Source organism: Enterococcus sp. DIV0703, from assembly GCF_051711065.1.
Lineage (GTDB): Bacteria > Bacillota > Bacilli > Lactobacillales > Enterococcaceae > Enterococcus_B > Enterococcus_B hirae.
Map to the genome: position 1 here is coordinate 16,336 of NZ_JBIOLX010000001.1, position 15,678 is coordinate 32,013.

The window sequence follows — 15,678 nt, forward strand, 5'->3', positions numbered from 1 at the left end:
CTATAAAGAAGCATTCTCCAAATTATCTCGTTAATTTGGAGGTGCTTTTTTAGCTATCGATCATTCCAACTGTTCTTTATCAAAAGAGAACCCAGCAGAATCACATTTGGGAAATAATAGTATAGTAAATTAGGAAGCAGTCTACCCTAGTAATCATTATTTCTAATAAGCAAAGGTGTTTAGATTACGATTCTGTCAGTGGCAACGAGTAATAAACCCTAAAAAACTATCTTATTTGCTTTGTACTAAAGGAACTTTCTTCTCTGAATAATTTGGTTTACACTAGTTTCTATTTAAAATTTATCATCGTTCGTTTTTCAAGCGTTTTTATAAAATAAATAAAAGAATCATTCGATTTTAGTTGAATAAGTAATGAGTTATTGTTACAATAATTCAGGATTAAATAAAATAAAACGAGGTGTTCAAATGTCATCTGTAGTAGTGGTAGGTACACAATGGGGCGACGAAGGGAAAGGAAAAATTACTGACTTTCTTAGTGAAAATGCTGAAGTGATCGCACGATACCAAGGTGGCGATAATGCAGGACACACGATCAAATTCAACGGTGTTACTTATAAACTGCATTTGATTCCTTCGGGGATTTTTTATAAAGATAAAATCAGTGTGATTGGGAATGGTGTGGTAGTCAATCCTAAATCATTAGTCAAAGAGTTAGCTTATTTACATGAAAAAGGTGTAACTACTGATAACTTACGTATTTCTGACCGAGCACATGTTATTTTGCCTTATCACATCAAGTTGGATCAATTACAAGAAGATGCAAAAGGTGAAAATAAAATCGGTACAACAATCAAAGGGATCGGACCAGCATACATGGACAAAGCAGCTCGTGTAGGGATCCGCATCGCTGACTTACTAGACAAAGAAATTTTTGAAGAACGCTTACGTTTAAACTTAGAAGATAAAAACCGTCAATTTGTAAAAATGTTTGATTCTGAGCCAATTGATTTTGACTCGATATTTGAAGAATATTATGAATATGGTCAACAAATCAAACAGTATGTTACCGATACATCTGTCATTTTAAATGATGCCCTAGATGCAGGAAAACGAGTATTATTTGAAGGCGCACAAGGGGTTATGCTGGATATCGACCAAGGAACCTATCCATTTGTTACTTCTTCAAACCCAGTCGCAGGTGGCGTAACGATCGGTAGTGGCGTAGGTCCATCTAAAATCAATAAAGTTGTTGGTGTATGTAAAGCTTATACTTCTCGTGTAGGAGATGGTCCATTCCCAACTGAATTGTTTGATGAGACGGGACAACAAATTCGTGAAGTTGGTCGCGAATACGGAACGACTACAGGTCGTCCACGACGTGTGGGATGGTTTGATTCAGTAGTGATGCGTCACTCAAAACGTGTTTCAGGAATTACTAATCTATCCCTTAATTCAATTGATGTCTTAAGTGGACTTGATACAGTAAAAATTTGTACAGCTTATGAGCTCGATGGAGAATTGATTTATCATTATCCAGCAAGTTTGAAAGAATTGAAACGTTGTAAACCTGTTTATGAAGAACTTCCAGGTTGGTCTGAAGATATTACAGCATGCAAAACACTTGCTGAATTACCAGAAAATGCACGTAACTATGTCAGACGTATTTCTGAACTCGTAGGTGTGCGTATTTCAACATTTTCTGTTGGACCTGATAGAACACAAACAAATATCTTAGAAAGCGTCTGGGCACAAATTTAAGCCATTCAGCTAAGTTCGTTGAGACAGGACATTCTTGTTCCTTAAGAATGAACGAAATAGCAGAAGTATAGGTAAGAATGCTCATGCGGTAAAGAAAGAAAACGTCGAAACTGCGAAATTTGTTTTTAACATTTTTGTAGATTTTGGCGTTTTTTTTCAATAAGTAATCAAAGTTGGTTTAGAGGTGAGCGTTGTTCTTCTTTTTAATCATCCATTAAAATTTTACGAAGACAATGGTTTTCCTTTTTACAAACATAGTTAACGTTATTTTCCATGCAAGAGATTTGCTATAATAGGAGTTAAGGGTAAAATGAAAAGTTGAAGGAGTTGAAGGGTGTGTATCAAATCGTAACCGATTCATGTTGTGATCTGCCTTATCAAGTGCTACAAGCAGCCAAGGTTGATTATTTATCAATGAAGATCCAGTTAGATGAAGAAGAATTAGTAGATGATCTGGGAAAAACGTTTAATTATGATCATTATATGGAACAATTAAGAAATGGGGCTACCCCAACGACCTCACAAATCAATGTGGGTCAATACTTAGAATTTTTCCGTCCTTATGTTGAACAAAATATTCCTATCCTTTATGTTGCTTTTTCCAGTGCTTTAAGTGGATCCTATAGTAGTGCGTTACAAGCAGTAGAATTATTAAAAGAAGAATATCCAGATCCACAAGTAAAGGTCTTTGATACAAAAGCCGCAAGCGTTGGGGAAGGGTTATTAGTATTGGAAGCTGTTCGATTGAAAAACGAGGGGAAAACATTAGAAGAGAACTTAGAATGGTTAGAAAACAATTACTTAAAAGTACATTCTTGGGTAACCGTTGATGATCTCAAACACCTTGAACGTGGGGGGCGTATCTCTAAAACTAGTGCTACACTAGGTAGTATTCTAAACGTGAAGCCAATTATCACAGTCGATCAGGAAGGACGTTTGACGAATATCAGCAAAGTACGAGGACGAAATAAATCGATACAAAAAATTGTTGAAGAAACTGTTAAAACCATTGTCGCTCCATTAGAACAAACTGTTTATATTGCTTATGCTGGCGATTTAGAAAGTGCTGAAAAAACAAAACAATTACTTGAAGAGAATATTAAGATGAAAGAAGTTAAGTTATATCCACTTGGCCCTACCATCGCAAGCCATACAGGATATGGATGTATTGCCATATTCTCAATGGGAATCACTCGATAGAAAATGAGTAGTCGTTGTAGAAGAAACGCACCAAAAAAAGAACCATTCAGAAGAAAAAGAATATTCTTCGAGTGGTTCTTTTTTAGAATATAAAATAACTGATTTCTATTAAGTTAAATCTTTTGTCGATAGTAAGTACTTCCTAAATTTGCTATAATAAAGCCAGTAATTCGTGGAGTGTAAAAGATGGTAGTTAATCTCTTGAACAAGGGGTGATGCTTATGGTTAAAAGCTTTGTCCCTGGAAAGGAATAAAGTTGTCAGTATATGAAGCAATACAACTCATGCTCGCATTTGCGACATTTGTGCTGTTGTTAATTGACAAAAAAGACCAAAAAAATAACCATCTAAATCACTTTTAGCAGAGTTTTTAGATGGTTATCACATTAAAAACAAAGCTACCGTCTTTTTAACGGCGCGAATTACTGATGAAGGGGTTGTTAGAGCAATCCCTTTTTCACTATCCATTATAGCTTATCAATTGGAAAAAAGTAAAGCGGTTGATTAAAAAAATGAAGGCACACGAATCAAATACATGTCAGGTAAAAAATAACATTATTATTTAAAAATAAAGTTAATGAGGATAGTAAGTTTGTACTAAATTTGCTACAATAAAACCAGTAATTCGTGGAGTGTAAAAGATGGTAGCTAATCTCTTGAACAAGGGGTGATGCTTATGGTTAAGAGCTTTGTCCCTGGAAAGGAATAAAGTTGTCAGTATATGAAGCAATACAACTCATGCTCGCATTTGCGACATTTGTGCTGTTGCTAATTGACAAAAAAGACCAAAAAAAATAACCATCTAAATCACTTTTGGCAGAGTTTTTAGATGGTATATATACCCAAAAAATAAAGCTACCGTCTTTTTAACGGCACGAATTACTGATGAAGGGGTTGTTAGAGCAATCCCTTTTTCACTATCCATTATAGCTTATCAATTGGAAAAAAGTAAAGCTGTTGATTAAAAAAAATGAAGGCACACGAATCAAATACATGTCAGGTAAAAAATAACATTATTATTTAAAAATAAAGTTAATGAGGATAGCAAGTTTTCGATAAGTTTGCTGCAATAAAACCAGTAATTCGTGGAGTGTAAAAGATGGTAGCTAATCTCTTAGATAAGGGGTGATGCTTATGGTTAAGAGCTTTGTCCCTGGAAAGGAATAAAGTTGTCAGTATATGAAGCAATACAACTCATGCTCGCATTTGCGACATTTGTGTTGTTGTTAATTGACAAAAAAGACCAAAAAAAATAACCATCTAAATCACTTTTAGCAGAAGTTTTAGATGGTCACCATTCTAAAAAGGCTACCGTCTTTTTAACGGCACGAGTTACTGATGAAGGGATTGTTTGCGCAATCCCTTTTTCATTTTCTATTATAGCTTACACATCAGAAAAAATAAAGCGGTTGATTAAGCGAAATAAGAAAAAATGATGAATATAGAAAGTAAATGGAAGGTGTCTTGGTAGTTGTGAAAGACAGTGTTTATCGTAGAAGAAAAGGACATCTCACCGACTGATGAGATGCCCCCGATAGGCTATTTTCTTAACTCTACAATGATTGTTGTCTTATTTCCAAAGCTCATCCAATTGTTTTTGGATATCTTTATTTTCTAAAAATTCATCATAGGTTGTATCTGCTCGATCGATAACGCCTTTATCAGAAACGGCAATGATACGATTAGCCAACGTTTGGATAAATTGATGGTCATGTGAAGCGAAAAGGATAGAGCCAGTAAAGGCCATCAAGCCATCGTTTAGTGCTGTAATCGATTCTAGGTCTAAATGGTTTGTAGGATCATCTAAAACTAGGACATTTGCTTTAGAAAGCATCATTTTAGAAAGCATGCAACGCACTTTTTCACCACCAGAAAGGACATTGACAGGTTTTAATACTTCTTCCCCAGAAAATAGCATGCGTCCTAAAAAGCTTCGTAAGAACGTATTATCGTCTTCTTCTTTACTTGCATACTGACGTAACCAATCTAAGATCGTCAATTCATTATCAAATTCTTTCGTTGTATCTTTTGGTAGATAAGAATTGCTCGTTGTTACGCCCCATCTTACAGTTCCAGTATCAGGAGTGATCTCACCCATGATTACTTTAAACAAAGTTGTAGTTGTAATATCATTTTCAGCAACAAACGCAACTTTATCTTCTTTGCTTAAATTAAATGATATATCATTTAATATTTTCTTACCGTCGATCGTTACACTCACATTTTCGACCTGTAAAAGATCATTACCGATTTCACGTTCTGGTTTAAATCCAACGAATGGATAACGACGTGAAGAAGGTTGAATATCGTCAAGAGTAATTTTTTCTAACATTTTCTTACGAGAAGTTGCCTGTTTAGATTTTGAAGCATTCGCACTAAAACGAGCAATAAATTCTTGTAGTTCTTTGATTTGTTCCTCTTTTTTGGCATTGGCATTTGCTTGTAATTTTGCAGCAAGTTGACTTGATTCTAGCCAAAAATCATAGTTACCAACGTATAATTTGATTTTTCCAAAATCTAAATCTGCCATATGGGTACATACTTTATTTAAGAAATGACGGTCATGAGAAACAACGATAACCGTATTTTCAAATTCAATTAAAAATTCTTCTAACCAGTTGATGGATTGGATATCTAATCCATTCGTAGGCTCATCAAGGAGTAACACATCCGGTTTACCAAACAATGTTTGAGCTAAAAGTACTTTGACTTTTTGACCACCAGTAAGTTCACTCATCAATTGATGGTGCAATTCTTCTGGAATATTCAGTCCTTGTAGTAAAACAGCAGCTTCAGGTTCAGCTTCCCAACCATTTAATTCAGCAAACTCACCTTCTAATTCAGCTGCTCGGATACCATCTTCATCAGTGAAATCTTCCTTCATATAGATAGCGTCTTTTTCTTTCATAACTTCGTATAAACGTTTATGTCCCATAATAACTGTTTCTAAAACTGTATATTCTTCATAGTCATAATGGTTTTGTTTCAATACAGCCATTCGCTCATCTGGTCCCATGGAAACGGTCCCCGTAGAAGGTTGTAAGTCTCCTGATAATACTTTAAGGAACGTTGATTTACCTGCACCATTTGCACCTATTAAGCCATAGCAATTTCCTGGAGTAAATTTAATATTAACATCATCAAATAGTTTGCGGTCTGAAAAGTGCAAACTTACATCATTTACAGTAATCAATTTTTTTCCTCACTTTATCTTTATAATATTTAACGAGCCTCCTAGAATTATATAGGGGAAAAGAGAAAGTTTCAAGGTAATCAATTATTCTTTGTGTTTCACGTGGAACATGGGAATAAAAAATACTAAAAAATTATGAAAGAGTGAAAAAATTTGTACGTATGAAGCAATAATGAGGTTCGAAGATATCTAAGATAGAAAGGCAAAATGCTCGTTTATTTAGTAGAAGAATAAGTTGGTAGTGAATATACGCAAATTATAAGAAGTAGTAGCTTTTACTAAAAATAATAGCAGCAAAAGCTGATCAGAAAAGAAATTACTTTTGCTTTTCATCACCAGCATATGTTTTGACGTTATTTAAAGAGAGCGTTAGTATAATAATAGATTAAAATGAAAGTTGGAATGAAAATGAATGAAAGAAAAACACTAGACTGGGGATCATTAATTTTAGGGATTTTATTTGTCCTTGTTTCATTAATCTCTTTTCAAGATCCTGTTGGTAATTTAGTGGCGATTGTCGTTGTTTTTGCTATTTTTGCCTTTTTAAAAGGAATTTTTGAATTATTTGTACGAAATCGCATGAAAGAATTGACAGGATATAAAGGGAAAATGCCGTTGGTTATTGGTATCATTGATATTTTAGTCGGGATTTTCTTCTTGTTCAATATTGGTGCAGGAGTAGTTGCTTTACCGTTTGTTTTTGCCATTTGGTTTATTGCCGACTCTATCTTAGCTTTATTTACAGCTGATTTAGCGAAAGGTTATAGCACAGGCTACTATTGGTTTACAGTAATCATCAATATTTTGGGTGTGGTATTAGGATGTATACTATTGTTTAATCCTATTTCCTCCGCTTTGACTTTAAGTTTTCTTGTCGGTTTTTATTTTATGCTCTTTGGGATCAACCATATCGTATATGCGTTCAGATAAACAAAGTAAAGTATATAAAGAAGCAATCAGGCTGAATTTTCCTGGTTGCTTCTTTTTTATAGTTGATATGTCTGAATCTCTCAAAGAGTAGAGGTTCAATTATTTCCTTTTTTCATATAATTCATTCAATACAGGTAAATCATGCACTTCGTATTTTTCTTTGAATTGTTTGATTTCTTCTTCTGTATATTTTCTTGGATCAAGATGAAGATCTTCAACCGGTAAAGGACGTTTGTTATTGATTTTTACATCAATTACTACTGGTCGTTGGGATTTTTTAGCGGCATCAAATGCAGGTCTTAATTGGTGATACTCAGTAATCGTGAAACCATCAGCTCCCAGTGCTTCACTCGCTTTTCCGAAGTCAGCCTCTTCTAAAAACACACCAAATTTTTTCTGTTCAGTATCTTCTTGTTCTGCTTCAATAAACCCAAACGATGTATTCGATAAAACCACATTAATAATCGGTAGTTGGTATTTCACTTGTGTAATGATATCTTGCATCACCATTGCAAAACCACCATCACCGCTTAAAGTAAAGACTTGTCGATCAGGATAACTTAATTGTGCGGCAATGCCACCTGGAACCCCATTCCCCATTGTAGCGAACCAACCAGAGGTCGTGTGTTTTTGTTTGCCGTTCATGTCTAATAATCGAATGGAATGGATCGTCGTATTCCCAACATCTGTTACAAAAATCGCATCTTCTTCAGCGATCCGATTGATTTCTTTATAAACAGCTTCAGGACGAATCGGTTGGTCTTCAAGGTCAGCGAATGAGTTTAACCAGTTTACCCAATTCGCTTTGTTCTCTTGGTTGGCTAGATACCAGCGATCTTCAGGACGTGGTTCGCCCAGCTGTGTTAATCTCGCTAATGTGGTATTGGCATCCCCTAAAATGGTATGGGAGGTAGCATGTCTTCGACCAAACTTTGAAGCATCGATGTCCACTTGGATAAATTCAGCCTCTGGGTTAAAGAACGCACGACCAAAAGGAAAGTCACTACCCATAAATAAAATCAAGTCGGCCTCTGCTAATGCTTCATTTGCAGGTTTTGTGGCCACACGTCCAGCAAAGCCTAGAAAGTTTTTATAGTTATCTGGAATGATGCCTTTCGCTAAAACAGAAGCAACAACTGGCATGGAAAAGTGTTCTGTAAAATCTTTGATTTGTGAAAAGCCATTACGAGTACCTTGTCCAATGTAAAGTACAGGCTTTTTAGCTTTTTCAATAAAAGGAAGAGCAGCAATTACATCTTTTTCATCAGGAAGGACAGTACCTGTTTTATGAGTAGCTGCGTTAGATATTTTCTCTTCTTCAATGTCTGCAAAACCTAAATCAACAGGGATAGTTACAATAGCTACTCCTTTATTTTCATAGGCTGCTTTGATTGCTTCGTCCACTACATGAGGTAAACTTTCAGGTGTCATAACTGTCCGATTATAGACACTAACATCTGCAAAAATTGGATTTTCATTTAATTCTTGGAAAGAGTTATAGTTCATAGCAGTAGTTGCAACTTGTCCAAGCAACGCAACAACTGGAACATGATCCATTTGTGCATCATACAAACCATTGATCAAATGCGTGGCACCTGGTCCAGCAGAACCAAAAACAGCCCCAACTTTTCCTGTTAGTTTCGCATCGGCTGCTGCGGCTAGCGCTCCTACTTCTTCGTGACGTACTTGGATATATTTTATTTGATCTTTTTCATGGTAAAGAGCATCCATGATTGAATTAAACGAACCACCAGGAATCCCATAAATATGCTCGATTCCCCAACTTTCCATTACTTTGACCATTGCGATACCAGCATTGATTGTTGCCATATTCTCCCACTCCTTTATCAAATGAATGATAAAATTTCGTAACTTTATTAATTAAAGTATAGTGCTTTAAGAATAAAAGCCCAACTGATTCGCTTTTTCACACAAACAGTAGTCATGATTTTTTGAATATGCTAGAGTAATAAGTAAAGGCACGAAAGGAGAATAAAATGACAGAATGGCTACTAAGCTTAGCCCCGTGGCAACAAGCATTAGCGGGGACAGCATTTACGTATTTTATGACAGCTCTGGGGGCTGGGTTGGTATTTTTCTTTAAAGAAATCAAAAAAGAAGTATTGAATCTCATGCTTGGTTTTGCTTCGGGGGTCATGATTGCTGCTAGTTTTTGGTCATTGCTTGATCCAGCGATTACAAAAGCTGAAGAAAATGGCGATATCGCTTGGCTGGTCGTTAGTATTGGTTTTGGATTAGGTGGTGTCTTTCTTTATATCGCTGATAAAACGCTTCCCCATATGCACTTTGGCCCACAGCACGAAAAAGAAGGCCTACCTACGCATTTAAAACGAACAATCTTATTAGTCTTTTCGATCACCTTGCACAATATCCCTGAAGGTTTGGCTGTAGGGGTGGCATTTGGGGCTGCCAGTACAGCCGATAATCCAACAGCGGCCGTTTTGGCAGCCATTTCGGTTGCATTGGGTATTGGAATTCAGAATTTTCCGGAAGGTGCAGCTGTTTCGATTCCTTTAAGACAAGAAGGCTTGAGTCGAACAAAGGCATTTATATATGGACAAGCTTCAGGTATTGTTGAACCGATCGCAGGTGTGATTGGCGCGGTGCTAGTGACACGAGTAACCATCCTTTTACCTTATGCACTGGCATTTGCAGCAGGTGCGATGATCTATGTGGTTGTTGAGGAATTAATTCCCGAAGCCCAACAAACATTATCAAGTAAACGACATTTTGCCGTTTTTGGGGTGATGTTAGGTTTTATCATTATGATGGTACTAGATGTAGCTTTAGGGTAATACCATCAAATGATATATCATTTTGAACAACTGACAAAAAATACAACGAAAAAAGCAGCACAAGACTGGGGAATCTGTCGTGTGCTGCTTTTTTCAATATTAGTAATATTTTCGATGATGTCGACGATTTGTTCCAGAAATTACACGAATTAGCCAAATAATGATTGCAATAGGAATGAGTAATTTAATTGCAAACCATAAAATACTAGTAAAAAGGCTAATTACAAAACTACCTATAATCAATACCATTATTAGCATGAAAATAGTTGAAAAAGTATTTCTTTGTCCCATACAAACCCCTCATTTCTTGCTAGTTCCCAAAATAAGTTAAATTTAATAAGAATATACTTAAGAACTTAGCTTAGTTATTAGAGAACTACGATAGTTAAATCCTCTTGTTTCATTGAGTATAGCAGTATAGAGTGAGCGTTACCTCCAACTATAGACTGATTTAGTTGCTTTTTTCTAGCTATCTTTACTACAATAAGTCAGAAAAGGAGGCAAAAATATGCCAAAAAATCGTTTAGAAGCTTTTACCGATGCAGTTATCGCAATCATTATGACTATCTTGGTCTTAGAGCTTCACCAGCCAAACACTGACACTTGGCAAGCGCTAAGTGCCTTAGGATATCGTTTTATGATCTATATTGTCAGCTTTTTTACATTGGTCATCTATTGGAATAATCATCATCATATGTTTCAAGTCGTTCATAAAGTAAATTGGCGAGTTTTATGGGCGAATAGCTTTTTTATCTTTGCTTTATCATTTTTTCCCTTTGTTACGTCTTGGATCAGCGAGTATAGTCATAGTTTAGCGCCAGAAATCACATATGGTGTAGTAACTTTAGGAGCTAATATTGCTTACTATATTTTAGCAAGAGAGTTGGTTCAGTCTGATCCTAAAAATAAAAAGAATATCAAAGAATTACTAGATAACTATCGAAAATCCTACTGGTCAATTGGGTTAAATATTTTAGGAATTATTTTAGGCTATGTCATTACACCAATAGCTGTTTTAGTAACGAATGCTGTGATTTTACTTGGTTGGTTGATTCCTAGCCGTAAAATCGAATCTCAATATAGTAATTAAAGATGTACAAAAAAATTAAGAGAAATATAACAAAAAGATAAAAAAATGGTCGAACTTCTAGAGGAAAATCTTCCTTGAAGAGGGATGCTTATGATCAATCAAAAAAAATTGAATATCGGTCTAACTACGAGCATGATAACGATCCTTATCTATATAGATCATCGGCAATGTAGTTTATCGGTTATTTTGTTATCTATGATGATTCCATTTGTTGTAGCATTAAAGAAGTAAGTAGCGTTTATTTTTGATCCCTGATCTTTCAGTCTAAAGAATTGAAAGATCAGGGATTCGTTGTATCTAATTATACACAGATACGTATCAGAGAGGTAATCTGTTCCGAAAGTTTTCCACAGGGTATAACGAAAACGAAAAGTTCCAACCTATTGATAAAAGCAGTTATACAATATTTTTGTATAAATATTAAATGAATAGGCAGATAACAATTTATATAGATTAATCCATCTGATTAAATAACTTTTAGTTTTTGAGTATAGCGTTATTTTATCTTTTTAAAATAACGGATTTAATAATTTGTTTATTTTCTTCACAGGAAGGATCGAATAAATTAGGAAAAATGACGAAAAACAAAGGGAACAAGCCGTCTCGAATTAAATAGTTAGTATAAAAGATCAATGGTCGAGTGGGAGAAGAAAAAAGAATAAACAGAAAAGTTATTCGAGGTTCTTTCCATTGAAAAAGATAAAAGCCAATTAAATATACCCCTACAAGGTATATTTAATTGGTCAGTCTGTTGTATGAGTGGCACTTGCGACAGGATAATTTTTTTTATAAGCAAAGTAGCGTGCTTCTTTTTTTGCTAAGCCAAAAGAATCAGAGAGCTGTAAATTTTGAGGTGAGAATTGTATGGCGGGGATTGAAAATGTCTGTTTTTGTTTGTCTATAATTGAAATAGAAAAGTTGATTTCTTCTTGTTCGGCATTTGCTAACGTCACATAAGAATGTCTGTCGAAATGGATACCAACTACTGTGTAAATGCTCAGTAATTGAAGTTGATCTCCTTCAATTTTTACTAGTTCATCTTTTGTTGGCACATATTCCATCTTGGCTCCAGTAGTCATTTTCATTTCAGCTTTTGAAGTAACATCTTTTACAGGAGAAGCAAAGTATTCAATCATAAAAAATAAAGCAATTAAACCTAAAAAACTACTAACTATAATAATTGTTTTCTTCACCTTGGACACTCCCATCTAACAGTTATGATGTAAAAAAGTACATTTATGATAAAAATAGTTTTTTAATCATTTAAAATGGTATAATATATGCCTTTTTTTATTAATTTTTGTTATTAATTAATTGCTTTAAAAACAGTATAAATTTAAATATAAAAAAAATAAAGCATAAAATACTTAATTTTAGCAGTTTATTTTACTGAATAAATGTTTCAATCAAATAATTTATTTCGCTAAAATAATTTATTTAGTTATTTTTTAAAATGAGAAGGCGAATGATACTATTTTCTGTTGGCAAGATCAGCATTCTGTTTATTTGCAAGGTCTAAGGGCAAAAAAAGGCCATAAATGATCTATTTATAAAATAGGTAGATAGGATTGCTTATTTTTCATATTTTTTATACCCATTTTTACTATTTTTTTGAAAAAAAAATTCTAATTCGTTAAAAATTTTCTTTAAAATATAAATAGGAACATTCAAATAGAAAAAAGTGAATGCTTTTTTATAGTTGGTAAAAAGAGGGGAGGAAGTAAATGTTAAATATTTTATCGAAAAAAATGAAACGACAGTTACTTCTACTGGAATTGCTTTTTGAAGGAGAAACCTATCGCTTTCAAGATTTAGAATCTCAATTAAAGTGTTCTTCAAAAACATTGAGAAATGACTTGATGGATATCGATTCTTATGCAAAAGAAATTAATATACATACTGATCGTGAGAATGGGATATTTGCAGAAATTGCTCCTCATGTCACAGAAGAATATATTTACCGAATTATTATGAATGAATCGATTGAGTATCAATTTTTAGAAGCAATCGTGTTAAATAAATATACGAACTACTTGGAAGTAACGGAACAACTATTTATTTCAGAGAGCACTTTAAGACGAATGGTGAAGCGCATCAACCTTTCCTTAGAGCAATATCACTTAAGAATTCGAGGATTGATTCGATTAACGGGAAATACACAGTTAATTGAAAAGTTGACGATCCAGTTACTTTTAGAAAAATATGTGTGTTTAGAAGAGGCCTTCAATGAAGAAATTTGTCAAAAAAGTCGTCAATTATACTTAAAATACATAACGAATAATCAACTTCAAGATATAATTCGTAAACTGGAACACCGAAAACATAATCAGCTTTTATTTTATATTGCTATGAAAATTTACCAAGTAAAAAATGAAAAACAATTCATTGAAAAAGAGCAGAATAATCTTTTATGCCTAGAATCAAATGAGAAGCAAAATACTTCTTTATGGTTATCTCTCGAAGAGGATCAGGATCTGATAAAATACATCTTTGAACAGCCGTTTGTTTGTTCGCTACTGGATATACAGAACAGCAGCGATGACTACCAACAAAAACCTTATTTAACAAAGATGGTTGGGATATTGCTTGATTATTTGGAAATAAAATATCAGATCAAATGTGAAGAACGACAAGAAATCTGCTATAAAATAATTAATGATGGCGACTATATGGAAAATCTTTCTTTTATTTTATATGATAAACATCATCAGTTTTTAAAACAGATACTTCCAGAAATCGAAAGTATTCAAGTAGGACTAAAGAATTATTTGATTAACAAGGATCAAAAAGAGTTATTAAAGTATATGAAAAATGACGAATTTACCAGAAAATTAGTCGCTTTGTTACTTGTCTACTGGCATGATCTACTAAAAAAGATTGAAACGAGTAAACAAATTAGGGCTTTGATTGTAACCAATTCTGAACAATATGCTAGCTACATTATTGCAAAGCTTGAGCTTTATCTAGGGGGACGATATCGTTTTGTAGCCAGCAAAACCCCGGTAGTTACAGATCAGATGCTACATAAGGAAAATTATGATTGTATTGTTTCCAATACGATGCTGAACAGACAGTTTAATATCCCTATATTTGGTATTTCTATTTATCCCAAATCAAGAGAAATTCAAAACTTGATTTTCTTTTATCAACAAACAAGAACAGAAATTACATAGCGTGTTTGATATTTATTAACTTTGAGAAATTGTTAGTTTGAACATAGGTGGTCAATAAGGGGAAACGCTGATCAATGGTGAATGAATATTCCACAGATAAAAGAAACAAAAAGAAGAGATAGGTTAAAAGTTAACCTAATTTTATGGGCTCTTTGTTAAATGATATGATATTGGTAAAGAGAAATCTTAGAATCATTTGGACAGAAAGAAGAAAAACTTCTTTCTGTTCTTTTAGAGAAGAGAAATATATCCTCATTGTTTTGGTAGTAATTCAAGTAAGTTTGCAGTAAAAATTACTCATTTAATATTAATGAAAAGTTTAATGTACTTTGCTATTATGGACTAATTAATTAGGAAACAGATGGAGGTCCTCAATGGAAGTACTGAGATTAGTTAGTCAATTTTATGCAATTATAGCGATACCCGTCTTTATTTTTTGTGGTTTTAGATTACGTAATCAAAGAATGGCTATGGAAAAGAAGAAAAAAAATAAAGTGAGTGAAATGTTCCCCGAACTTAGTAACGAGGACTTAAAGCTGAGAAAAACAGCAATTATAAATTATCAAAATATGTATTTGAATACCACTTTTAAAAGAGGTATTCAAATGTTATTGACTGTTGCATTACTTGCAAGTATTATAGGCGCTTTGGTCACTAGTATGCTTTATCAAGATTTTTCGACTAGTTTCCTATTTATCATTGCATTAACCTTTTGTATTTTACTTCTTAGTATAATCGCTCCGTCAAGTCAGAACCAAGCGCAGTTTTGGGAGAATTATCTAAATGAACATCCCAATAATCCATTGAAAATCGTTCTGTTGGACAGGGAAGATATCGAAAAGATAACTGCAATAAGAAAAAAACAAGTTATTAACTTTATGGTCATCGAGTTAGCTTTTCTGATTTTTTACGTTCTTTATTTTTAGCAAGATCTCCGATTTTATACGAATAGTCAATTGATTGTCAAAGATAAGAGTGGCAAGAAATTAGAACGATTGACTGGAAATGGAGATAGAAAGAATTTTATCAAAAGGCTGCAGGTAATTTTTATAAAGAAAATACATGCTTCCTATCATTATTTTTTGTTGATTGGGTGGCTTCACATGAATGGTATAATCCTCTTTGATAGTATTTATAAAAAACAGGAAGTAGATTGTCTTTGCTAGAGAGTTATAAAGATTCATTGTTTGAAAAAAAGAACCGTGAGCACCTTTGATATCAAAGGCTTCACAGTTCTTTTTAAATTTATTTCTATTTAAAAATAATCTATCTAATGCCACTTGTTGCTGTTTCTTGCAACTTAATCCATAAACTTTTTTCTTTCTTCAACAATTCCTTTTTGTTCAATGCTATAAACAAATTACTTGCGACACTTTCATCATTTATTAAAGCGAAATTTTAAAATACATAATCAATCTTATTTTTTGAAGCAAATGAATTTTTTTGTTCCATATTCGTAGAAATACTGCTTATTTGGCTGCGAAAACTGTCGTCTTTGTTTTCTTCTAAGGTGATACTATGAAAATAAGAAAAGAGTATTTATTTTATTGCTATGTTG

General features: G+C 33.7%; 15 protein-coding genes. 11 read left to right on the top strand and 4 right to left on the bottom strand.

All coding sequences use genetic code 11. The features are described 5' to 3' along the window. Positions 1 to 426 precede the first annotated feature (426 nt). From IGK81_RS00080 to IGK81_RS00100, 5 genes are all read left to right on the top strand, one after another. Positions 427 to 1,719, top strand: a complete 1,293-nt coding sequence (locus IGK81_RS00080) for an adenylosuccinate synthase (protein WP_010720491.1) — start codon at positions 427 to 429, stop codon at positions 1,717 to 1,719. 336 nt (positions 1,720 to 2,055) lie between these two features. Further along, positions 2,056 to 2,919, top strand: a complete 864-nt coding sequence (locus IGK81_RS00085) for a DegV family protein (protein ID WP_010736781.1) — start codon at positions 2,056 to 2,058, stop codon at positions 2,917 to 2,919. Positions 2,920 to 3,175: 256 nt separating this feature from the next. Next, positions 3,176 to 3,280, top strand: a complete 105-nt coding sequence (locus IGK81_RS00090; RefSeq protein ID WP_191984885.1) for a putative holin-like toxin — start codon at positions 3,176 to 3,178, stop codon at positions 3,278 to 3,280. A gap of 349 nt (positions 3,281 to 3,629) precedes the next feature. After that, positions 3,630 to 3,716, top strand: coding sequence for a putative holin-like toxin (locus tag IGK81_RS00095; protein ID WP_223603319.1), 87 nt, complete (start codon positions 3,630 to 3,632; stop codon positions 3,714 to 3,716). 371 nt (positions 3,717 to 4,087) lie between these two features. Next, entirely contained in the window at positions 4,088 to 4,174 is an 87-nt protein-coding gene (locus IGK81_RS00100) for a putative holin-like toxin (RefSeq protein ID WP_223603319.1), read from the top strand. Positions 4,175 to 4,488: 314 nt separating this feature from the next. Here IGK81_RS00100 and IGK81_RS00105 read toward each other — a convergent pair whose 3' ends face one another. Further along, the gene (locus IGK81_RS00105) at positions 4,489 to 6,111 is read right to left on the bottom strand and encodes an ABC-F family ATP-binding cassette domain-containing protein (protein WP_010720489.1); all 1,623 of its coding nucleotides are present in this window, start codon (positions 6,109 to 6,111) and stop codon (positions 4,489 to 4,491) included. Between the two features lie 408 nt (positions 6,112 to 6,519). Here IGK81_RS00105 and IGK81_RS00110 point away from each other — a divergent pair, with 408 nt between their 5' ends. Further along, positions 6,520 to 7,041: an HdeD family acid-resistance protein gene (locus tag IGK81_RS00110; protein WP_010720488.1), complete on the top strand. Its 522-nt coding sequence runs from the start codon at positions 6,520 to 6,522 to the stop codon at positions 7,039 to 7,041. A 99-nt stretch (positions 7,042 to 7,140) separates the two neighbouring features. Here IGK81_RS00110 and spxB read toward each other — a convergent pair whose 3' ends face one another. Then, entirely contained in the window at positions 7,141 to 8,871 is a 1,731-nt protein-coding gene (spxB, locus tag IGK81_RS00115) for a pyruvate oxidase (protein WP_034697673.1), read from the bottom strand. Positions 8,872 to 9,038: 167 nt separating this feature from the next. Between spxB and IGK81_RS00120 the strand changes: the two genes are divergently transcribed. Further along, the gene (locus IGK81_RS00120; protein WP_010720486.1) at positions 9,039 to 9,857 is read left to right on the top strand and encodes a ZIP family metal transporter; all 819 of its coding nucleotides are present in this window, start codon (positions 9,039 to 9,041) and stop codon (positions 9,855 to 9,857) included. A 99-nt stretch (positions 9,858 to 9,956) separates the two neighbouring features. On the opposite strand, the gene IGK81_RS00125 is transcribed toward IGK81_RS00120, so the two are convergent. Next, positions 9,957 to 10,148: a hypothetical protein gene (locus tag IGK81_RS00125; protein ID WP_063626391.1), complete on the bottom strand. Its 192-nt coding sequence runs from the start codon at positions 10,146 to 10,148 to the stop codon at positions 9,957 to 9,959. Between the two features lie 217 nt (positions 10,149 to 10,365). On the opposite strand from IGK81_RS00125, the gene IGK81_RS00130 reads away from it, so the two are divergent. Together IGK81_RS00130 and IGK81_RS00135 are read left to right on the top strand one after the other, a co-directional pair. Next, entirely contained in the window at positions 10,366 to 10,947 is a 582-nt protein-coding gene (locus IGK81_RS00130) for a TMEM175 family protein (RefSeq protein WP_010720484.1), read from the top strand. A gap of 90 nt (positions 10,948 to 11,037) precedes the next feature. Then, positions 11,038 to 11,178 carry a hypothetical protein gene (locus IGK81_RS00135; protein WP_164885437.1) on the top strand — a complete coding sequence of 47 codons (141 nt, stop codon included), beginning with the start codon at positions 11,038 to 11,040 and terminating at the stop codon, positions 11,176 to 11,178. A 512-nt stretch (positions 11,179 to 11,690) separates the two neighbouring features. On the opposite strand, the gene IGK81_RS00140 is transcribed toward IGK81_RS00135, so the two are convergent. Beyond that, positions 11,691 to 12,140 (bottom strand): hypothetical protein, encoded by a 450-nt coding sequence (locus IGK81_RS00140; RefSeq protein ID WP_034697676.1) that lies wholly within the window; start codon positions 12,138 to 12,140, stop codon positions 11,691 to 11,693. Positions 12,141 to 12,671: 531 nt separating this feature from the next. On the opposite strand from IGK81_RS00140, the gene IGK81_RS00145 reads away from it, so the two are divergent. Beyond that, on the top strand, positions 12,672 to 14,120 hold the full coding sequence (locus IGK81_RS00145; protein WP_034697678.1) for a helix-turn-helix domain-containing protein: 1,449 nt from the start codon (positions 12,672 to 12,674) through the stop codon (positions 14,118 to 14,120). A gap of 374 nt (positions 14,121 to 14,494) precedes the next feature. Further along, the gene (locus tag IGK81_RS00150) at positions 14,495 to 15,046 is read left to right on the top strand and encodes a hypothetical protein (protein ID WP_034697681.1); all 552 of its coding nucleotides are present in this window, start codon (positions 14,495 to 14,497) and stop codon (positions 15,044 to 15,046) included. Positions 15,047 to 15,678 lie beyond the last annotated feature (632 nt).

Excerpts from the sequence above, each read along its gene's own strand:
- IGK81_RS00130 (WP_010720484.1), top strand. The coding sequence starts at position 10,366 with ATGCCAAAAAATCGTTTAGAAGCTTTTACCGATGCAGTTATCGCAATC.
- IGK81_RS00145 (WP_034697678.1), top strand. The coding sequence starts at position 12,672 with ATGTTAAATATTTTATCGAAAAAAATGAAACGACAGTTACTTCTACTG.
- IGK81_RS00135 (WP_164885437.1), top strand. The coding sequence starts at position 11,038 with ATGATCAATCAAAAAAAATTGAATATCGGTCTAACTACGAGCATGATA.
- IGK81_RS00120 (WP_010720486.1), top strand. The coding sequence starts at position 9,039 with ATGACAGAATGGCTACTAAGCTTAGCCCCGTGGCAACAAGCATTAGCG.
- spxB (WP_034697673.1), bottom strand. The coding sequence starts at position 8,871 with ATGGCAACAATCAATGCTGGTATCGCAATGGTCAAAGTAATGGAAAGT.
- IGK81_RS00080 (WP_010720491.1), top strand. The coding sequence starts at position 427 with ATGTCATCTGTAGTAGTGGTAGGTACACAATGGGGCGACGAAGGGAAA.
- IGK81_RS00110 (WP_010720488.1), top strand. The coding sequence starts at position 6,520 with ATGAATGAAAGAAAAACACTAGACTGGGGATCATTAATTTTAGGGATT.
- IGK81_RS00150 (WP_034697681.1), top strand. The coding sequence starts at position 14,495 with ATGGAAGTACTGAGATTAGTTAGTCAATTTTATGCAATTATAGCGATA.
- IGK81_RS00125 (WP_063626391.1), bottom strand. The coding sequence starts at position 10,148 with ATGGGACAAAGAAATACTTTTTCAACTATTTTCATGCTAATAATGGTA.